16 protein-coding genes and 1 pseudogene are annotated in these 20,586 nt (G+C 66.3%); 8 read left to right on the forward strand and 9 right to left on the reverse strand.

The annotated features are described in order from the left end of the window. Positions 1-37: 37 nt before the first annotated feature. On the reverse strand, positions 38-436 hold the full coding sequence (locus ACGLHR_RS08360) for a hypothetical protein (RefSeq protein WP_400093167.1): 399 nt from the start codon (positions 434-436) through the stop codon (positions 38-40). 305 nt (positions 437-741) lie between these two features. Between ACGLHR_RS08360 and ACGLHR_RS08365 the strand changes: the two genes are divergently transcribed. Further along, the gene (locus tag ACGLHR_RS08365; protein ID WP_400093169.1) at positions 742-1,323 is read left to right on the forward strand and encodes a YSC84-related protein; all 582 of its coding nucleotides are present in this window, start codon (positions 742-744) and stop codon (positions 1,321-1,323) included. Between the two features lie 150 nt (positions 1,324-1,473). Continuing rightward, positions 1,474-2,373, forward strand: a complete 900-nt coding sequence (locus ACGLHR_RS08370; RefSeq protein ID WP_318230829.1) for a recombination-associated protein RdgC — start codon at positions 1,474-1,476, stop codon at positions 2,371-2,373. Positions 2,374-2,407: 34 nt separating this feature from the next. On the opposite strand, the gene ACGLHR_RS08375 is transcribed toward ACGLHR_RS08370, so the two are convergent. Further along, a complete protein-coding gene (locus ACGLHR_RS08375; protein ID WP_400093170.1) occupies positions 2,408-3,289 on the reverse strand; it encodes an IclR family transcriptional regulator in 882 nt (293 codons plus the stop codon). Positions 3,290-3,440: 151 nt separating this feature from the next. Between ACGLHR_RS08375 and ACGLHR_RS08380 the strand changes: the two genes are divergently transcribed. Together ACGLHR_RS08380 and ACGLHR_RS08385 are read left to right on the forward strand one after the other, a co-directional pair. Next, positions 3,441-4,427: a Bug family tripartite tricarboxylate transporter substrate binding protein gene (locus ACGLHR_RS08380; protein WP_400093171.1), complete on the forward strand. Its 987-nt coding sequence runs from the start codon at positions 3,441-3,443 to the stop codon at positions 4,425-4,427. Between the two features lie 55 nt (positions 4,428-4,482). After that, entirely contained in the window at positions 4,483-6,831 is a 2,349-nt protein-coding gene (locus ACGLHR_RS08385; protein ID WP_400093173.1) for a cytochrome P450/oxidoreductase, read from the forward strand. Between the two features lie 13 nt (positions 6,832-6,844). Here ACGLHR_RS08385 and ACGLHR_RS08390 read toward each other — a convergent pair whose 3' ends face one another. After that, on the reverse strand, positions 6,845-7,480 hold the full coding sequence (locus ACGLHR_RS08390) for a glutathione S-transferase family protein (RefSeq protein ID WP_400093174.1): 636 nt from the start codon (positions 7,478-7,480) through the stop codon (positions 6,845-6,847). Positions 7,481-7,516: 36 nt separating this feature from the next. Then, positions 7,517-7,873: a GFA family protein gene (locus ACGLHR_RS08395; RefSeq protein ID WP_400093175.1), complete on the reverse strand. Its 357-nt coding sequence runs from the start codon at positions 7,871-7,873 to the stop codon at positions 7,517-7,519. Positions 7,874-7,949: 76 nt separating this feature from the next. Here ACGLHR_RS08395 and ACGLHR_RS08400 point away from each other — a divergent pair, with 76 nt between their 5' ends. Beyond that, positions 7,950-8,795 (forward strand): DUF6597 domain-containing transcriptional factor, encoded by an 846-nt coding sequence (locus ACGLHR_RS08400; RefSeq protein WP_400093177.1) that lies wholly within the window; start codon positions 7,950-7,952, stop codon positions 8,793-8,795. 7 nt (positions 8,796-8,802) lie between these two features. On the opposite strand, the pseudogene ACGLHR_RS08405 reads toward ACGLHR_RS08400, so the two are convergent. Beyond that, positions 8,803-9,731, reverse strand: a pseudogene (locus ACGLHR_RS08405) (LysR substrate-binding domain-containing protein). Positions 9,732-9,855: 124 nt separating this feature from the next. Between ACGLHR_RS08405 and ACGLHR_RS08410 the strand changes: the two are divergent. The 3 genes from ACGLHR_RS08410 to ACGLHR_RS08420 all read left to right on the forward strand — a co-directional run bounded on the left by ACGLHR_RS08410 (position 9,856) and on the right by ACGLHR_RS08420 (position 13,312). Then, positions 9,856-10,788 carry a DMT family transporter gene (locus ACGLHR_RS08410; protein ID WP_400093179.1) on the forward strand — a complete coding sequence of 311 codons (933 nt, stop codon included), beginning with the start codon at positions 9,856-9,858 and terminating at the stop codon, positions 10,786-10,788. 93 nt (positions 10,789-10,881) lie between these two features. After that, entirely contained in the window at positions 10,882-11,208 is a 327-nt protein-coding gene (locus tag ACGLHR_RS08415) for a thioredoxin family protein (RefSeq protein WP_400093181.1), read from the forward strand. Between the two features lie 379 nt (positions 11,209-11,587). Further along, complete coding sequence (locus ACGLHR_RS08420) at positions 11,588-13,312, forward strand: alkaline phosphatase family protein (protein WP_400093204.1); 1,725 nt, start codon at positions 11,588-11,590, stop codon at positions 13,310-13,312. 161 nt (positions 13,313-13,473) lie between these two features. Here ACGLHR_RS08420 and ACGLHR_RS08425 read toward each other — a convergent pair whose 3' ends face one another. From ACGLHR_RS08425 to ACGLHR_RS08440, 4 genes are all read right to left on the reverse strand, one after another. Then, on the reverse strand, positions 13,474-14,676 hold the full coding sequence (locus tag ACGLHR_RS08425; RefSeq protein WP_150986839.1) for a ribonucleotide-diphosphate reductase subunit beta: 1,203 nt from the start codon (positions 14,674-14,676) through the stop codon (positions 13,474-13,476). 99 nt (positions 14,677-14,775) lie between these two features. Beyond that, a complete protein-coding gene (locus ACGLHR_RS08430) occupies positions 14,776-17,718 on the reverse strand; it encodes a ribonucleoside-diphosphate reductase subunit alpha (protein ID WP_400093182.1) in 2,943 nt (980 codons plus the stop codon). Between the two features lie 502 nt (positions 17,719-18,220). Beyond that, complete coding sequence (gene ampD / locus ACGLHR_RS08435) at positions 18,221-18,850, reverse strand: 1,6-anhydro-N-acetylmuramyl-L-alanine amidase AmpD (RefSeq protein WP_400093184.1); 630 nt, start codon at positions 18,848-18,850, stop codon at positions 18,221-18,223. Continuing rightward, a complete protein-coding gene (locus ACGLHR_RS08440) occupies positions 18,843-20,531 on the reverse strand; it encodes a sigma-54-dependent transcriptional regulator (RefSeq protein ID WP_400093185.1) in 1,689 nt (562 codons plus the stop codon). Before ACGLHR_RS08440 ends, ampD begins: the two co-directional genes overlap by 8 nt. Between the last annotated feature and the right edge of the window lie 55 nt (positions 20,532-20,586).

A 20,586-nucleotide genomic window follows, 5' to 3' on the forward strand; every position in this document is an offset into this window, starting at 1 on the left:
AGCCCCAAACCGGAGCCCCCACGCAGGCCTCACTGCGTTATTGCAGCTTGGCGGTATAGCGCTCCCGCTCGACATAGCGGATCAGATAGCTGCGGGTCTTGGCTTCGGTATCCTGGCTCACGCGATCGGCGGCCTGGCGCGCGCCATCGCGGCCATGCGAGGACACCATCTGTGCGTCCAGGTAATCGCGAAACGCCGCGCGCATGGCGTCGAGCCGGGGCCGGCACGCCTTGAGCGCCGCATTGGTGAGATCCTGCGCAGAGGCGCTGCCGGCCATGCCGGCATCGGCCTGGTCCTTGGCGCACGTGGTGTAGGCAGCGCGTAGCGATTGCCACTGCTCGGTGGCTTCACTGACGGCTTGCGGATCGGCGGGCGCGCGCGAGGCGCAGGCTGCTGCCAGCAGCGTGACGGGGATGAGAGCGAGGACGGATTTCATGTTGCATGGACCAGCGACATGCGGCGGGGTTCCTGCGCTGTTGGATACGCACGCCAAGCCCGCGGCCGCCATGTAGGACAGCCACGCTCAAAAATGCAGTCTCCGTCCTACAGCTTTCCCCGGACATGCTTTGTATATTTTACAGAAACGGGGGGAGGCCCAACGGCATTCGGGGAAACCCATGACCCGGTTAGCTGCATTCACAGTTTCTACAAGTGCCGATTACGCCTATCCTTGAGCACAGGGGGTGTTAATGGCTCCGGGGTAACGGTGCAGTGTGAGGTAAAACAATCAGGAGAGTGAGCATGGAACGCAGATCGTTTTTGACGGTAGGAGCTGGACTGGTGCTGGCAAGCGCAGGCCTGGGGCTGGGTGCCTGTACCACCACGCCCGACACGCCGACGGACAAGTCGGCCAAGCGTCGGGAAATCGACGGCGGCGTCGACGGCGCCCTCAACAAGCTGTATGCCACGGCAAGCGGCTCGCGCGAACTGGCTAACCGGGCGCGCGGCATCCTGGTCTTCCCCAACACACTCTCGGCGGGCTTCGTTGTTGGCGGCGAGTATGGCGACGGCGCGCTGCGCGCCGGCGGCGCCAACCGCGGCTACTACCGCATCATCTCGGGCTCGGTCGGCTGGCAGATCGGCGCGCAGTCCAAGGCCATCATCCTGATGTTCATGACCCAGGACGCGCTCGACAAGTTCGTCGCCAGCCAGGGCTGGACCGCCGGCGTGGACGCCACCGTGGCGCTGGCCAAGATCGGCGCGAACGGCGTGCTGGACACCAATACCGTCCAGCAACCGATCGTCGGCTTCGTGGTGACCAACGCAGGCTTGATGGCCGGCCTGTCGCTGGAAGGCTCGAAGATCACCAGGCTCGACATGTAAAGCCGCGCAAGGCGCCTGCAGGCTCGCACAGGGGCTGGGTTGCGAAAGCAGCCCGGCCCCTGTCGTTTCCCATTGTCCACACCCACTCACGCATTGTTACCGCATGCGCCACGCTAACCGGCTAGAATCCGTCCCTTTGGCCGAATTCACATGTGGTTCAAGAATCTCCAGCTGCACCGTCTGTCCGCACCGTGGTCCCTCGCCGCCGAAGAGGTCGAGGAATGCCTGGCGCGCCACGCATTTTTCCCTGGCACCAGCCTGGAGATGCAAACCCAGGGCTGGGCCTCGCCGCGTGACAACGGCGCGCTCGTCCACCAGGTCGGCAAGCAGTTGCTGCTGACCATGCGCACCGAAAAGAAGCTGCTGCCGTCCACGGTGGTCAACCAGGTCACCAAGGCGCGCGCCGTGGAGCTGGAAGAGCAGCAAGGCTTCAAGCCGGGCCGCAAGCAGATGCGCGAGCTCAAGGAGCAGATCACCGAAGAACTGCTGCCGCGCGCATTCAGCATCCGCCGCGACACTCGCGTGTGGATCGACCCGGTCAACGGCTGGCTCGCCATCGACGCGGCCGCCCCGGCCAAGGCCGATGAAGTGCGCGGCCTGCTGTTCAAGGCCATCGACCCGCTGCCGCTGGACAACCTGCATGTGAACCAGTCGCCGGTCACCGCCATGACCGACTGGCTGGCCACCGACACGGCCCCGGCCGGCTTCACCCTGGACCAGGAAATGGAGCTGCAATCCAGCGCCGAGAGCAAGGCGACGGTGCGCTATGTGCGGCATCCGCTGGATGCCGAGGACCTGCGCCGCCACATTGCCGCCGGCAAGCGCTGCACGCGCCTGGCGATGACCTGGAACGACCGCGTGTCCTTCGTGCTCACCGAATCGCTGACCATCAAGCGCGTGGCCCCGCTGGACGTGATCAAGGAACAGGCCGACCCCAGCGCCCGCGACGACGAAGAACGCTTTGACGGCGACTTCACCATGATGGCCGGCGAACTGGCCAACCTGCTGTCGGACCTGACGGCCGCGCTCGGCGGCGAACGCAAGCTGTGAGCTAGCGGACCGGCCAGAGCTGCCCGGCCTGCCTTCAAACGGCGCCGCCGCCCGGCGGCGGCGCCGCGCCGTAGCCCAGCAATCCGCTGGCGACCTGCGCCTCATGGCGCACGGCCACGGCGATCGGCCCATCCATCGACGCATCGAAGCCGCCGGTGGCGCCCAGCGCGGTGAGCACCGCGCAGATGCGGCCCGTGTAGTCATACAGCGGCGCCGCCACGGCGCTGATGCCCTTCAGGTTGGTATCGCGCACCACCGCGCACCCGGCGGCCTGCACTTCGCGCCGCAGTGCGCCGATGGGGTCATCGCGATCCAGTTGCGCGCGCAGGTCCGCCGGCGCCGCCGCGAGTTCTTCTTCCGCCATTGCGCGCACGCGCGGCTCGTCCAGCAAGCCCAGCAGGGCGCGGCCCGTGGCCGACCACAGCATCGGCATCACCGACCCTACCCGCACATTGACCGTCACGGGCAGCCCCGGCTCCTCGAAACGCACGATGGTCGGGCCCTTGTTGCCCATCACCGCCACAAAGCAGGTCACGTCCAGGCTTTCGCGCAGGCGGATCAGCGACGGCTCGGCGATCCGGATCGGATCGACCTGCCGCATCGCCGCCAGGCCGATCAGCATGGCCTCCACGCCCAGGAAATACTGCTGCGACACCGACTCCTGCGCCACCAGCCCCTCATCGATCAGGCTGGCCAGGTAGCGGTGCACCTTGGCCGGGCTCTCGCCGATATGCGCGGCCAGCGCGGTCAGGCTGGCACGCCCGCCCAGGTTGGCCAGCCCCTTGAGCACCGTCATGCCGGTCTGCGCCGATTGCACGCGCTGGCGGCGCTCGCGCGCCGGCGGCTCGGCGGGTGTTGCGGTATCGGCTGAGTCACTTGAGGCGCTTGAGGCGCTTGGGTCGATTCGTGTCTTCATGGGCGGAGATTCTAGTGCCGTGCAAGGCGCGACGGCATCAAATCCACGTTAACCCGCATCGCCATATTACGCAATGCGTATATCATTTACGCATAACGACACCGGAGGGCGCCACGCCTCTACCGGCAACGAAACGGGAACAGGAGACAAGATGATGATCACCATCCGCAAATGCATCGCCGCAGGCCTGGGCCTGGCCGCCCTCCCCATGCTGGCGGCAACCGCTGCCGCCGAACCCGCCTTCCCCACCAAGCCGGTGCGCTGGATCGTGCCCTACGCCGCCGGCGGGGGCTCGGATTTCCTCGCGCGCTCCATCGGCCAAGCCCTCTCGACCCGGCTGGGCCAGCCCGTGCTGGTGGACAACAAGCCGGGTGGCAACACCGCGATCGGCGCCGCGGAAACCGCGCGCGCGCCGGCGGACGGCTACACGGTGCTGTCGGCGGACAACGGCACGCTGGTGTTCAACCCCGCGCTGTACAAAACCCTTTCCTACAACCCGGTCAAGGACCTGGCGCCGGTCACCTTGCTGGGCCGCTTCCCGATGATCCTGGTGGTGGGCCCGGGCATGAACGTCAACACCGTGCAAGAGTTCGTCGCCCGCGCCAGGTCCAAACCGGGCGGCATCGACTACGCCTCGGCCGGCGCCGGCAGCCCGCATCATCTCGCGATGGAACTGCTCAAGGTGGAAGCCGGGCTGAACATGGTCCACGCGCCCTATCGCGGCGCGGCGCCCGCACTCGCCGACGTGGCCGGCGGCCAGGTCCCGGCCATGATGGTCGACCTGGCCGCGGGCGCGGGCTTCATCAAGGGGGGCAAGGTCAAGGCGCTGGCCGTGGCCAACGCGACCCGCCTGCCCCAGTTGCCGGACGTGCCGACCTTTGCCGAGGCGGGCTACAAGAACGTGGATGCCGCCGCGCTGGTGGGCATGGTGGTGCCGGCCGCCACAAAGCCGGAGATCGTCGCCACGCTGAACAAGCAGGTGGTGGCCGCCATCAATGACCCGGCCGTCAACAAGCGGCTGGTGGACTTCGGCGTGGAACCGGTCGGCAACACGCCCGCGCAATACGCCGAACTGCTGCGCAGCGAGACCACGCGCTGGCACAAGCTGATCCGCGACCTGAAAATCACGCTGGAGTAACGGCAGCGGCGTCGCGAACCAGGATCCCCGCAAACGAATACATGGAGCAACAAGCATGGCCAACGCCACCCCCAATCCACACGCCTCGGGATGTCCCGTTGACCATAGCTTGCTGGCGGCGCAGCGCTCGCCCACCGGCTGCCCGGTCAGCCCGGGCGCCGCCGGCTTCGATCCCTTCGAGGATGGCTACCAGCAGGACCCGCCCGAGTACGTGCGCTGGGCGCGCGAGCAGGAGCCGGTCTTCTACAGCCCCAAGCTGGGCTACTGGGTGGTGACGCGCTACGAGGACATCAAGGCGATCTTCCGCGACAACCTCACCTTCAGCCCGTCCATTGCGCTGGAGAAGATCACGCCGACGGGGCCGCAGGCCAACGCCGTGCTGGCGTCCTACGGCTACGCGATGAACCGCACGCTGGTCAACGAAGACGAGCCCGCTCACATGCCGCGCCGCCGCGTGCTGATGGCGCCGTTCACGCCCGCGGAACTCAAGCATCACGAGCCCATGGTGCGCAAGCTCGCGCGCGACTACGTCGACCGCTTTGTCGACGACGGCCGCGCCGACCTGGTCGACCAGATGCTGTGGGAAGTACCGCTGACCGTGGCGCTGCATTTTCTCGGCGTGCCCGAGGAAGACATGGACCTGCTGCGCAAATACTCCATCGCGCATACGGTCAACACCTGGGGACGGCCGAAGCCGCAAGAGCAGGTAGAAGTCGCGCACGCCGTGGGCAACTTCTGGCAGCTGGCCGGCAAGATCCTCGACAAGATGCGGCAGGACCCGTCCGGCCCGGGCTGGATGCGCTACGGCATCCGCAAGCAGGTGGAGTATCCGCAGATCGTCACCGACTCCTACCTGCACTCGATGATGATGGCCGGCATCGTCGCCGCGCATGAAACCACCGCCAACGCCACGGCCAATGCCATGAAGCTGCTGCTGCAGCATCCGCGCGCATGGCAGGAGATCTGCGAGGACCCCGCCCTGATCCCCAACGCGGTGGAGGAATGCCTGCGGCACAACGGCTCGGTGGCCGCGTGGCGGCGCCTGGCCACGCGCGACGTGCAGGTTGGCGGCGTGGACATTCCCGCCGGCTCCAAGCTGCTGATCGTGACGTCCTCGGCCAATCACGACGAGCGGCACTTCGCCGATGCGGACCTCTTCGACATCCGCCGCGAGAACGCCAGCGACCAGCTCACCTTCGGCTACGGCGCTCACCAGTGCATGGGCAAGAACCTGGCGCGCATGGAGATGCAGGTCTTCCTGGAGGAACTCACGCGGCGCCTGCCCCATATGCGCCTGGCCGAGCAGCAATTCACCTACGTGCCGAACACCTCGTTCCGCGGGCCCGAGCACGTGTGGGTGGAATGGGACCCGAAGCAAAACCCCGAGCGCGCCAACCCCGCGCTGCTGGATGTACAGGTGCCGGTGCGCATCGGCGAGCCTTTGGGGCATGCAATCAGCCGGCCGGTGGTGGTGGCCAGCGCGACGCAAGCGGCCGAGGGCATCGTGCGGCTGCGGCTGGTGTCGCCCGATGGCCAGCCGATGCCGCGCTGGGCGCCGGGCTCGCATATCGACGTGGAATGCGGCGACACCGGTCTGTCGCGGCAATACTCGCTATGCGGCGACCCGGACGACAGCGGCGCGCTGGAGATCGCCGTGCTGCGGGAGGCGCATGGCCGCGGCGGCTCCGCGTGGGTGCATAACGGCGTCAAGGCCGGCGACCGGCTCAAGATCCGCGGCCCGCGCAATCACTTCCGGCTGGATGAGGCCGCGGGCAAGCTGATCCTGATCGCCGGGGGCATCGGCATCACGCCCGTCAGCGCCATGGCCCGCCGCGCGAAGGCGCTCGGCATGGACTACGCCTTGCACTACAGCGGGCGCTCGCGCGCGTCCATGGCGCTGCTCGACGAGCTCATCGCGCTGCATGGCGATCGCCTGCAGGTCTACGCCAAGGATGAAGGACGGCGCAACGATTTCGCCAGCCTGCTCGGGCAGCCCGAAGCGGATACGCAGATCTACGCCTGCGGCCCCGCGCGCATGCTCGCAGCGCTGCAGGTGCATTGCGCCGGCTGGCCCGGCGATGCGCTGCGCATCGAGCATTTCGAGTCCGCGCTGGCCACGCTGGATCCCGGCCAGGAGCAAGCATTCGAAGCCGAGCTGAAGGACTCCGGCATCGTCGTCACGGTCGCCCCGGGCCAGACGCTGCTGGCCGCGCTGCGCGCCGCCAACATCGACATGCAGAGCGATTGCGAGGAAGGCCTGTGCGGCTCGTGCGAGGTGCGCGTGCTGGCCGGCGAAATCGACCACCGCGACGTGGTGCTCACGCGCGCGGAGCGGCAGGCCAACAGCAAGATGATGAGCTGCTGCTCGCGCGCGAAATGCCAGCGGATCGTGCTGGAGCTATGAGCGTGGCTGGCGCTCAGCCGCCCTGCCCGGCTTGCTCTGCTGCCAGCTTGGCATCGATGGCACGCGCCCGCGCCACCGCCGGGCGCGCGTTGATGCGGTCGATATAGGCCTGCACCACCGGCGTCGCCTCGACCAGCTTGAACATGGTGGTCCAGGTCAGCGCGGTGCCCCACAGCACGTCGGCCGCGGTGAAGGTGTCGCCCAGCAGGTAGGGGCCTTTTTCCAGCTGGCCCAGCAGCGTGCCGATGGTGGTGTTGTAATCGCCGTAGGGACACATCGCGCGCGGCGTTTCGCGCTGCTGCGAGCGGTCCACCAGTGCCGGCTCGAAACAGGAACCGTAGAACGCCATCCAGCGCAGGTAAGGCCCGCGCAGCGGATCGGTCAGCGCGGGCGCCAGCCTGGCCTGCGGGAACAGATCGGCCAGGAAGATGAACACCGCCGCCTGCTCCGTCACCAGCGCATCGCCATAGCGGATGGCCGGCACCTTGCCCATCGGATTGATGGCCAGGTAAGCCGGCTCGCGCTGCTCGCCGGCCTTCATGTTGAGCGGGTGGAGACGATACGGCACGCCGAGTTCCTCAAGCAGGGTCAGCGCGCCGGTGGAACGCGTATTGGGCGAATGGAACAGGGTGAGTTCAGGCTGGAACATTGCATTGGCTCCGGGGGGATAGGGAGGGATAGGGAATTACGCGCTGGCGCCGTCGACCTTCTTCGGATGCAACTGCGCCAGGTCGACGCCATCGAGGCAGCGGACATTGATGGCCGCCACGCGCGAGCCGTCGGGCATGCTGCCCAGCGCATAGGCCTCCACGCCGCAGGTCTCGCAGAAGCGATGATCGATCACATGCTTGTTGAACTTGTACGTGCGCGTAGCCTGCGCGCCCTCGGTCAAGGTGAACTTATCGGCCGGCGTGAACGACCAGATAAATCCTCGCTTGCTGCACAGCGAGCAGTTGCACTCGATGGCGCCGGCAAGATCGGCATCCACTTCATAGCGTACGGCGCCGCAATGGCAGCCGCCGGTGTAATGGGCTCGTGGCATGGTTGTCTCCGATAGAATCGAATCGAATCGTTGTTCATTGTTCGTTGCCGAAGCCATCAGTTTTACACCGTTCCCCATGACCCGATTGGACAAACGCGACACGCATGCGCCCGTCACCGCCGAACCCAAGGGCATCGTCGACCCGCTCGGCACGCAACGGCGCATCCGGCTCGGCCGCTATCTGCCGTCGGCTGCGCTGGCGCCCTTTGTCGAGCACTACTGGATCGTCGAATGGGACCTGGCGGGCCAGCCGCCGCAGGTACAGCGCGTATTGCCCTACCCCAACGCCAACCTGGTCTTCGACCGCGGCCAGACGGCCATTTTCGGCGTGGTGCGCGGGGTCTTCGATCGCAAGCTGGAAGGCACGGGCCATGTGCTCGGCGTGCGCTATCGCGTGGGCGGCCTGCGCCCTTTGCTGGATGAGCCGATCTGCGCGCTGACCGATGGCACGCGGCCGGCACGCGCTTTGCTGCGGTGCGACGAACCGCGCGCGGAAACGTTGGTGCTCGATGCCGGCAGCGACAAGGCCATGGTCAGCGCCGCGGAATCCCTGCTGTCCGGCGCGCTGCCTGCGCCCGACCCCACGGTGGATATGCTGCAACGCGTGATGGCACACGCCGCCAGCGCTGAAGGGCCGGCCAGCGTGGAAGCCTTGGCGCGGTACACGGGCATGGGCGTGCGGGCGCTGCAGCGGATGTTCCAGGAGTACGTAGGCGTGTCGCCCAAATGGGTGCTGCGCCGCTACCGTCTGCAAGAGGCCGCATGGCGGCTGGCGCGCGGCGAGGCGGTCGGGCTGGCGCAACTCGCCGCCGAGCTGGGCTATTTCGACCAGGCCCACCTGACGCGCGATTTTACGCGCCTGGTAGGCGTATCGCCGGGCGACTACCAGCGCTCGCAACAGGCGCCGGGCCGCCAGCGCTGAACGGATGTCAACCCGGGCCGGCGGCGTCGCCGATATGCTTGGCCAGGTAATCGATCAGCGCCCGCACCTTCGGCGGCAGGAAGCGGTTGGGCGGATACAGCAGCCAGACCGAGCCCACATAAGCCCGCACCTGCAACTCCCAGTCGGCCAGCACCTGCACCAGTTCGCCACTGTGCAGCGCGTCGGCCGCGGTGAACTCCGGCAGGTTGGCGATGCCGAAGTCCTGCTGCGCCGCTTCGCGCCGTGCCCCGGCGTGGTTCGCGATATAGCGCCCCCTCACCTCCACCGTCTGCGTCTGGCATCCCGTTGAAAGCGCCAGCGGTTGTCGTCAGTGGTCTCGCCCAGGTACAGGCAATCGTGCTGCGCGAGATCGCGCGGATGCCCCGGCGTGCCGCGCGCGCGCAGGTACGCCGGCGATGCGCACAGCAGCCAGCGTACCGCGCCGAGCCGCCGGCCGGCCAGCCCAGGCGGCGGGTGCCCGGTCAGCCGGATCACCAGGTCGAGGTCGTCATCGAGAGGATCGACTTCGTGGTCCGTGAACAGTAGTTGCAGATCGACCTCGGGGTAGGCGCGCAGAAAGCCCGGCACGAGCGGATGGATCACCGTCTTCGCAAACGCGGTCGGCGCGCTCACGCTCACCCGCCCCTGCGGCCGGCCCGCAAGATGGCCCGCCGCATCGATCGCGCCCGATGCGGCACTCACCATGTCGCGGCAGTACCGGTACACCTGCGCACCCGACTCCGTCACACGCACCTTGCGGGTCGAGCGCTCCAGCAGCCGCGTGGCCAGGGCTTGCTCCAGCCGCTTGATCTGCCGGCTGACCGTGGACGGCGTGCTGCCAAGCTGACGCGCGGCCACGGAGAAGTTGCCCGCATCGACCACGCGCGCGAACACGGCCATGTCGGGCAGCAAGTCGAAGAGTTCGGTGGGATTCATCTGGGCGGTGGCGTCTGCGGCACTGGATTAATGCGTTTGCGACATAAAGGCTTTGCATCTCAACCCGATTATCACCGCCAACGCAAAGCTGCACAATGCATGGCCCATCCCCTGAAGGTCTGCCATGCCCGCTCAAAAACGCCTCCTTTTGCTGTCCGACCTGATGCTGCTCGCGGTCGCCGTGGTCTGGGGGAGCAGCTACGGCGTCGTCAAAGGCGCGCTGGTGTTCTATCCTGTGCTGGGCCTGCTGGCGCTGCGCTTCGGCATCACGTTCGTGGTGCTGTCGCCCATGCTGCCCAGCCTGCGCCAGGCCGACCGCGCCACGCTGCGCGGCATGCTCGGCACCGGCGTATTGCTGCTGGGCATCTTCCTGTGCGAAACCTTTGGCGTGCTGCTCACGCGCGCCGCCAACGCAGCCTTCCTCATCAGCCTGTGCGTGGTGCTGACGCCGCTGGCGGAATGGCTGCTGCTCAAGCGCAAGCCCAGCCGCATCGAATGGGCGGCGGTGGTGCTCTCGCTGCTCGGGGCCTGGTTGCTGGCGGGCAACGGCGAATTCGTCCTCAACCCCGGCGACGGACTGATACTCGCCGCCGCGGTACTCCGCGCGCTGATGGTGTGCTTCACAAAGCGGGTAATGCGAGGCGCCTCGATTCCGGCGCTGACGGTGACGGCGGTGCAATCCGGCGTGGTGGCATTCGGCAGCGCGGCGGTGGCGCTGGTCCTGATGCCCGCGCAGTGGCAGCCCCTGCCGTCATTCTCCGGTCACGGGGCCTTCTGGGGATACGTGCTCTACCTGGTGATCGCCTGCACGCTCTTTGCATTCTTCGCGCAGAACTACGCCATCAAGCGCAGCAGCCCCACCCGCGTGGCCCTGCTGATGGGGAGCGAGCCCGCGTTTGGCGCGTTGTTCGCCAGCCTGTGGCTGGGGGAAAGGATCACGGCCACCGCCTGGACCGGCGGCGGCCTGATTGTCGCGGCATCGCTGCTGGCCACGGTGCGCTGGCGCAAGCCCGCGGCCGTCGAGGTACCGCAGGGCACGCAGGCATCGAAGGCCTGAAACCCGCCGCGCTCAGCCGCGCCAGTCATTGTTCGCGGCATCCGTAGTCATACAATCCGTGAATGCCCATTTGGACAGGCGAGAGGATTCCCTATGACGATGACCGATGTGTACGCAGCAAGCGAGCCGGCCCGAGCCGAAATCGACGCCATGAAGGGGCCGGCCGTGATCGAGTTCGGCGCGCCCTGGTGCGGCTACTGCATGCGGGCCCAGCCCCACCTGGCCAGCGCCATGGCCAGCCATCCGGAGGCCGCCCACATCAAGGTCGAGGACGGCAGCGGCAAGCCGCTCGGCCGTTCGTTCCGGATCAAGCTATGGCCCACGCTGGTGTTCATGCGCGATGGCGTGGAGGTGGCGCGGCTGGTGCGGCCGAGTGACACGCGGGCGATTGAGGAGGCGTTGAGGCGGATTGCGGGCTGATGCTGGCCGGCACCATCGAGAGACGCAAAGATAAAAAGCGCTCGATGGATCGTGCAGCGACGGGGCGAAACGCTGATGGCGGATGGAAGCGAGGCTTTGGCGCAAAGCAACCGCCCGGCACAAGCACAAGCACAAGCACAAGCAGCGTGACTGGCCCGCGATCCGCCTGCAGCGGCCATCCCAGCGCGCGTCGCGGCCAATGGCTGCACATCACTGGATCCGTGCTGGCTGCCTTCCACGCCACCCCAGACTCGCGGCATTTGCGCCCCAGGGCGCGACACACAATTTGTTACGCTTGCGCGCTTTCAATGACACCGTTCGGACATGGACGGTTGATAGCGTCTCCCAACTGCCCTGTGGCAGTCACCGAGGAGATATCATGCGCGTACCAAAAAGGCTTACCATTGCCGTGGCGTTGTCGCTGGCGTGCGGACTGACAGCGTTCGCACATGCGGACGACGACGCCCGTCAGCCGAGTGCCAAGCATGTCCTGCTGGTTTCTGTCGATGGCCTGCACCAGGCCGACCTGGACTGGTTCGTCAACGCCAATCCGAATTCCACCCTTGCGCTACTGGTCCGTCATGGCGTTGCCTACACGAATGCGCAAACGCCTTTCCCCTCGGACTCGTTCCCCGGGATGGTCGGTCAGGTCACGGGCGGCAACCCCAAGACCACGGGCATCTATTACGATGACGCCTACAGCCGCAGCCTGCTGCCGAAGGGCACCACTGCGGCCAACTGCCACAGCACCAAGCCAGGCGCTGAAGTGTTTTACGCCGAAGTGATCGCCAAGGATCTGAACCGGCTGGACAGCGGACAAAACATTCCCGGCCTGTACGCCGACTTCTCCAGGATTTCCCAATTGACCGGGCACCCGCAAGACCTGATCGACCCGGCCTTCCTGCCGGTGTCTCCGGTGACCTGCCAGCCGGTTTACCCGCACCAGTACCTCAAGGTGAACACGATCTTCGAGGTCGCGAAAAAGCACGGGCTGCGCACCGCCTGGTCGGACAAGCACGTCGCCTACGAGATTCTCAATGGGCCGTCCGGTCAGAGCATCGACGATCTGTTTGCCCCCGAGATCAACAGCTCGGTAACCGACCCGTCGCTGCCTGCCGGCCCGGGCGACGACTGGACCAAGGACAACACCAACACACAACGCTACGATAGCTTCAAGGTAAAGGCCGTCCTTAACTGGATCAAGGGCCTCGACCATGCCGGCAACGGCACGCCGGGGACCCCGGCCATATTCGGCATGAACTTCCAGTCCGTGTCGACCGCGCAAAAGCTCAACAAATCGAACTACTACCCGAATCCGAGCAACACCGCCGCCAAGGTGTCCGGCGGCCTGGGCGGCTACACCGCCAACGGGACTACGCCCGGCGTGGTGCTGCAAAGCGCGCTGAACTTCGTCAACAACCAGCTTGCCACGATGGTGAGCGCGCTTGACACGACCAATACCGTCGTCATCCTGTCGGCGAAACACGGCCAGTCGCCGCAGAACCGCGCCGATCTCACCATCATCAACGATGGTGACATGATCGATGCACTGAACTGCGCCTGGGAAAAATTCGCCGCCACGTGCAAGGACCCGTCCAAATCGCATCTCGTAGCCCACGCGATCGACGATGACGGCATCCTGATGTGGTTCAACGACCGCTCCCCCGCCGCCCTGCGCTTTGCCAAGAATTTCCTGCTTGGTTATTCCGGCAACGGCCTGGGCTCCGACGCAACCGGCACCGCGGTCACAAAGGCTTTCAGCCAGGCTGGAGCGAGGAAGATCTATGTTGGCGAAGAAGCCGCTGACCTGTTCGGCGTCGGGAGCAACGACGATCGCGTGCCGGACCTCGTCGGCATCGCGCAGCAGAGTACTGTCTATGCCGGTGGAAAACTGTCGAAGATCGCCGAGCACGGCGGCGGCGCCAAGCAGGACCGTCACGTGCCCATCGTTGTGTGGGGTGCTGGCATCGGCCAGAATATCGTCGACGACCCTGTCCAGACCAACCAGATAGCGCCTACCATCCTGGCGTTGCTTGGACTCAAGCCGCACGAGCTGCAAGCGGTGCAGGCCGAGCACACCAAGGTACTGCCGCATCTGCGTTGAGCGCAGCCGGGACAGCGGGAAGGACCGCATGTCCCGGTACGAAAAAAACAGCCCCGTGGAGGTTCAGTCCACGGGGCTGTTTTGCATTCCGGGTGGGAGCCTGGGAGGCCGCGATCCGCCCCCCGGTTTGGAGCCACAGGAAGTTGCGGCGGCCAACAAACTCAATCCCAGGACAACGCCCCACCCGTCTGATACTCGATCACACGCGTCTCGAAGAAGTTACGTTCCTTCTTCAGGTCGATCATCTCGCTCATCCACGGGAACGGGTTTTCCTCGTTCGGGAACAACTGCTCCAGGCCGATCTGCTGGCAGCGGCGGTTGCAGATGAAGCGCAGGTAGCCCTTGAACATCGGTGCGTTCAGGCCCAGCACGCCGCGCGGCATGGTGTCCTCGGCGTAGCGGTATTCGAGGTCCACGGCCTTCTTGAACAGCGCCGTGATCTCTTCCTTGAATTCGGCGGTCCACAGGTGCGGGTTCTCGAGCTTGATCTGGTTGATCAGGTCGATGCCGAAATTGCAGTGCAGGGACTCGTCGCGCAGGATGTACTGGTACTGCTCGGCGGCGCCGGTCATCTTGTTCTGGCGGCCCATGGCCAGGATCTGCGTGAAGCCGACGTAGAAGAACAGGCCTTCCATGATGCAGGCGAACACGATCAGCGACTTGAGCAGCTTCTGGTCATTCTCCGGCGTGCCGGTCTTGAAGGCCGGGTCGGTCAGCGTGTCGATGAACGGGATCAGGAACTCGTCCTTGTCACGGATCGACTGCACTTCGTGATACGCGTTGAAGATCTCGGCTTCATTGAGGCCGAGCGACTCCACGATGTACTGGTAGGCGTGCGTGTGGATCGCTTCTTCGAAGGCCTGGCGCAGCAGGTACTGGCGGCATTCCGGCGCGGTGATCTGGCGGTAGGTGCCCAGCACGATGTTGTTGGCGGCCAGCGAGTCGGCGGTGACGAAGAAGCCGAGGTTGCGCTTGATCACGCGGCGCTCGTCTTCGGTCAGGCCGTTCGGGTCCTTCCACAGCGCGATGTCGCGCGACATGTTGATTTCCTGCGGCATCCAGTGGTTGGCGCAGCCGGCCAGGTATTTTTCCCAGGCCCATTTGTACTTGAACGGCACCAGCTGGTTGACGTCGGTCGAGCCATTGATGACGCGCTTGTCGGCGGCGTTCACGCGGCGGTCCGTCGGCGCGTCGGACGCCGGCAGGTTGCCGAGGATACCCGTGCCGGCCGGTTGCGTGGCGGCCGGCGGCAGCACGCCGTGCTGGTCGACAGAGCGTGCGGCAGCAGGCGTGGCGGTGGGATTCGGCGCGGGCTGCGGGGCAGCCTGCGGGGTGGCTTGAACGTCGTCGTCCCAGCTCAGCATGGTGTGGTTCTCCGTGGAATGCTTTGGTTTGCCGCGGTCCTCGCCGCGCGCAGGCGGCGCGGCGAGGATGGCGGCAGGTAATGGCTTACTGGCAGCGAGTTACTGGCAGGCTTCGCACTCGTCGAAACCGGCGTCGCCGGGGCGCATCGTGCAGACCGCGCCTTCGGCTTCCGGCATGGCCGGTGCGGAGGCGGCGGCCTGGTCGATGCCGGCGGCGCTGATGCCGCCGTCGCTACCCGACGACACGGCGTTGAGCGAGCCGCGCGACACGGTGGACTTCTCCACGTGGGTGGCTGCCATCGTGCGCAGGTAGTACGTGGTCTTCAGGCCGCGCAGCCAGGCCAGCTTGTAGGTGTCGTCCAGCTTCTTGCCCGAGGCGCCGGCCATGTAAATGTTCAGCGACTGAGCCTGGTCGATCCACTTCTGGCGGCGGCTGGCAGCTTCCACCAGCCAGCTCGGCTCGACTTCGAAGGCCGTTGCGTAGATGTCACGCAGGTCTTGCGGGATGCGGTCGATGCGGGCCAGCTTGCCGTCGAAATACTTCAGGTCGGCGACCATCACTTCGTCCCACAGGCCGCGTGCCTTCAGGTCGCGCACCAGGTAGTCGTTGACCACCGTGAACTCGCCCGACAGGTTGGACTTGACGTACAGGTTCTGAAAGGTCGGTTCAATGCAGGCCGACACGCCGATGATGTTCGAGATCGTTGCCGTGGGCGCGATCGCGATGCAGTTCGAGTTGCGCATGCCGTGCTGCTTGATGCGCGCGCGCAGGCTGTCCCAGTCCATGGTCGAGGAGTGATCCACTTCGAGGTAGCCGCCGCGTTCTTCGGCCAGCAGCTTGAGCGAGTCCTGCGGCAGGATGCCGCGATCCCACAGCGAGCCTTCATAGGTGCTGTAGCGGCCGCGTTCTTCTGCCAGCTCGCTGGAGGCGCGGTAGGCGTAGTAGCACACCGCTTCCATCGAGGTGTCGGCGAACTGCACGGCGGCGTCGCTGGCGTACGGCAGGCGCAGCATGTGCAGGCAGTCCTGGAAGCCCATGATGCCCATGCCGACCGGACGATGGCGCAGGTTGGAGTTGCGTGCCTTCTCGACCGCGTAGTAGTTGATGTCGATCACGTTGTCGAGCATGCGCATCGCGGTGCGGATGGTCTTCTCGAGCTTGGCGTGGTCGAGCACCTGGGTGCCGTCGGCCAGTTGCTTCAGGTGGGCCACCAGGTTCACCGAACCCAGGTTGCAAACGGCGATCTCGCTCTCGTTGGTGTTGAGCGTGATTTCCGTGCACAGGTTGGAGCTGTGCACCACGCCCACGTGCTGCTGCGGGCTGCGGATGTTGCACGGATCCTTGAAGGTGATCCAGGGATGGCCGGTCTCGAACAGCATGCCCAGCATCTTGCGCCACAGCTGCATGGCGGGGATCTTCTTGAACAGCTTCAGCTCGCCGCGGGCGGCCTTGGCTTCGTAGCCCAGGTAGGCCTCTTCGAAAGCCTTGCCGACCAGGTCGTGCAGGTCCGGGCAGGTGGCGGGCGAGAACAGGGTCCACTCGCCGGCTTCCATCACGCGCTTCATGAACAGGTCGGGAATCCAGTTCGCCGTGTTCATGTCGTGGGTGCGGCGGCGGTCGTCGCCAGTGTTCTTGCGCAGCTCGAGGAATTCCTCGATGTCCAGGTGCCAGGTTTCCAGGTAGGCGCAGACCGCGCCCTTGCGCTTGCCGCCCTGGTTGACCGCCACGGCGGTATCGTTCACCACCTTCAGGAACGGCACCACGCCTTGCGACTTGCCGTTGGTGCCCTTGATGTGCGAGCCGAGGGCGCGCACATTGGTCCAGTCGTTGCCCAGGCCGCCGGCGAACTTCGACAGCAGCGCGTTTTCCTTGAGCGCTTCGTAGATGCCTTCCAGATCGTCCGAGACGGTGGTCAGGTAGCACGACGACAGCTGCGAGCGGCGGGTGCCCGAGTTGAACAGGGTCGGCGTGGACGACATGAAGTCGAACGACGACAGCAGCTGGTAGAACTCGATGGCACGGGCTTCGCGGTCCTTCTCGCCCAGCGCCAGGCCCATGGCCACGCGCATGAAGAAGGCCTGCGGCATTTCGATGCGGACTTCGTCGATATGCAGGAAGTAGCGGTCGTACAGGGTCTGCAGGCCCAGGTAGTTGAACTGGAAGTCGCGCTGGGCGTCCAGTGCCGCGCCCAGGCGGGCCAGGTCATAGGTGGCCAGCTTCTCGTCCAGCAGCTCGGCTTCGATGCCGCGCGCGATGAACTTGGGGAAGTAGTCGGCGTAGCGCGACACCATCTGGGTCTGGGTCACTTCGGCGCCCAGGATTTCCTTGCGGATGGTGTGCAGCAGGATACGCGCGGTGACCTGGCTGTAGGCCGGGTCCTTCTCGATCAGGGTACGCGCGGCCAGGATGGCGGAGTCGTAGACCTGGGTCATCGGCACGCCGTCGTACAGGTTCTTCAGCGTTTCCTTGAGGATCGGCTCGGCGCTGACGGCGTCGCCCAGGCCCGAGCAGGCGTTGTCGATCAGGCCATGCAGCGCGCCCAGGTCCAGCACGCGGGCAACGCCGGCGTCGGTCACGTTGAACGTGGCGCCGCCTTCCTGCACGCGGGCCACCGCCTGGGCGTTGGCCTGGGCGCGTTCCTGGGTGCGCTTCTCGCGGTACAGCACGTAGGCGCGGGCCACTTCATGCTCGCCCGAGCGCATCAGCGCCAGCTCGACGTGATCCTGCACGTCTTCGATATGGAAGGTGCCGCCATTGGGGCGGCTGCGCAGCAGCGCGCGGACCACGTTCTGGGTCACTTGCTCGACCACTTCGCGCACACGCGCCGAAGCGGCGCCCTGCCCGCCGTTGACGGCGAGGAAGGCCTTGGTCACCGCTACCGAGATCTTGCTCGGCTCGAACGCCACGACGGCGCCGTTACGGCGGATGATCTTGTAGTCCTGGTAGCTGCCAGCGGCGGCAGTAGCGGGGTTCGACTGCGCGTTCGCTGCTGCACCGGCGGCGGTTGCGCCGGTGGAAAGTTCGTTCTGGGCTGTCTGCATGAGGAACTCCTGTTCTGACCCGTGTTTTATGAGTGACAAAGAGTCCCGGGCAAAATGCGCAAAAAGGCTCAGACACGCCGGCCGGTCTTACCCGGAAGGGCGCGCTGCTATTGCTGGATTCTGCTGGGACTCTTGTGATGCGCCGGCCCTTCGGCGGACCGCAGCCAATGCTGCGGCGGTAACTGCACACCTAGGCCGGCTCCCCGAAAGCACCACTAGATCTAGTGGTCGATGCGAAAAACTGGACTAAGTATAGTGAAACCCGGCGGATTCACCAGTCTTGACAAGTGCTTTTTTGGCGCGAATTCCAGTGCCGGCGCGGCATGCGGCGCTGCGCCATACCCGCCAGCCCAAGAGACGCAAGGGAATCCGCCCGACGGTTCGTTACCGCACCGTGACGAGAAATTTTTTTGATTGACCTGCCTGGTTCGATAGGCGCGGACTTTATCAGGGTTTTCCCCAAATCGCGGCTATCCCCTAGACCCCGCTTGTTGCCCTTGCCTCAGGGCTGGTCTTTGCGGTAAGGCAGTTGCGCGGGAGCCACGCCGGCGGCAGCGGCGAAGGCCGCCCAGTCGAAATATGGCCCCGGATCGGTCTTGCGCCCGGGCGCGATATCGCTGTGCCCCGCCACGGCCCGCACCGGATAGGTGCAGAGCAGGGCACGCACCAGCGCGGAGGTGGTGTGGTACTGGGCCAACGTGAACGGCTGGTCGTCGCTGCCTTCGACCTCGATGCCGATGGAGAAGTCGTTGCAGCGAGGCCGGCCGAAGAACTCGGACTGGCCCGCGTGCCAGGCCCGGTCCAGGCAGGACACGAACTGGACCAGCTCCCCCTCCCGCGTCACCAGGAAATGCGCCGACACCTGCACCTGATAAATCGTGGCGAAGAAGGGGTGGCGGGACGGGTCGAGACGATTCAGGAAGAAGGCTTCGATATCGCCGCTGCCAAACTGCCCGGGCGGCAGGCTGATGTTGTGGATCACCACCAGGTCCACCGGCATGTGCGCGGGCCGGGCGTCGAAGTTAGGCGACGGCACCTGGCGCGCCGCGGGCACCCAGCCGGCCGCGTCGGGAGTCAACCCCTGCCCGGGCACGGGTGCCGGCGCGAGCTTGCCGTTGTCGCGATCAGGCATCGCGTTCTCCATCCGCCGCCAGCAGCCCGTCGCGCAGCGCTTCGCTGGTTTCGGCCGCGCCATCGGCCGGGTCGTCGCGGCCCTCGCGGATGCCAAGCTGCTGGATGCGGTAGCGCAGCTGGCGAAAGCTCAGGCCCAGCAGCGGCGCGGCTGCGGTACGGTTGAAGCCGGTCTGCTGCAGCGCCTGCAGGATCAGGTCGCGCTCGAGCGCTTCGAGCCGGCCGGGAAGGTCGATCGGGAAGGTGGCACGGCAAGCGTCTGCGGCCACCTCCGCGGCACGTGGCGCCGTGGGTTGCGCAAACGGATCGGGCTGCGCGCCGCCGCGGGATTCGGCCCGCGCATCGTATGCAAGCTCCTGCATGGAATCGGGCCGCAAGCCGGACGACGCCGGCGCGGCGGCCACGGCCGTCGAAGCCAGGTAGGCGTGCGGCGCGGGCGGGCGTGGCATGGCCGAATGGCCCATGCCCGCGTCCATCTGGCCCAGGTCGCCCACCGCGATGGTATTGCCCTCCGCGAAGGCATAAGCGCGCTCGAGCAGGTTTTCCAGCTCGCGCACATTGCCCGGGAACGGGTAATCCGACAGCCGCTGCAGCGCAGCCGTCGCCAGCCGCTTGGGATGGGGATCGCCATAGCGCACCGCCAGGTGCTCCAGGATGGCGCTGGCCAGCACCGGGATATCCTCGCGCCGCTCGCGCAGCGTGGGCATGCGCAGCGCCAGCACGTTGAGGCGGTAGAACAGATCCTGGCGGAACTGGCCGGAGGCGACCATCGCGGCAAGATCCTTGTGGCTGGCGCACAGCACCCGCACGTCCACGCTCTCCTCGCGGCTCGCGCCGATCTTGCGCACGCGCCGCTCCTGCAGCACGCGCAGCAGCTTGACCTGCATCGCTAGCGGCAGGTCGGCCACCTCGTCGAGCAACAGCGTGCCGCCGTTGGCTGCCAGGAAGAAGCCACCGCGCTCGGCGTCGGCCCCGGTGAAGGCGCCCTTCACATGGCCGAAGAACTCCGACTCCATCAGGGTCTCGGGGATGGCGCCGCAATTGACCGCGATAAAAGGATGCGCGGCGCGCGCGCTGACCGCGTGGATGGCACGCGCCGCGCGCTCCTTGCCGCTGCCGGACTCGCCGCTGATGACGATCGGCGCCATGCTGCGCGCCAGCCGCGAGAGCGAGCGGCGCACCTCATGCATGGCGGGCGAATGGCCGGGAAGCAGGTTGACGGCGCGGTCCACGGTTTCCTGCGCCCCGCTGCCACCCTCGCCACCCTCGCCGCCCTCTCCACTCTCGGCGCCGTCACGCTGCTGGCGCCCCAGAGCATTCAGGATCAGGCTGCGCAGCTGGTCCAGCGAGACCGGCTTGGCGATGTAGTCGAAGGCGCCAGCCTTGAGCGCCTCCACGGCGTTGTCGGCGCTGCCGTAGGCGGTGATCACGGCCACCGGCACCCGCTCCGGCGCGCTCGAGAGCTGGCGCACGATGTCGATGCCAAGCCCGTCGCCCAGCCGCATGTCAGTCAGCACCAAGCTATAGCGGCGCGCGGCGAGCTGCTGGCGCGCCTCGGCCAGCGAGCCGGCCAGCACCACATCGTGGCCCATGCGGCGGATCGAGATATCGAGCAGTTCTCGCAGGTCGGCCTCGTCGTCGATAACGAGAATCGGGTCGGGGCCTGGCATCTTGAGGGGCATGGGTCTGCGTCTGGCGATCTGGCGAAGTGGAATCGGGGCGGCTCAACGAGAGACG

Source organism: Cupriavidus sp. CuC1 (genome assembly GCF_044627735.1).
In the GTDB taxonomy this organism is placed as follows: Bacteria; Pseudomonadota; Gammaproteobacteria; order Burkholderiales; family Burkholderiaceae; genus Cupriavidus; species Cupriavidus ulmosensis.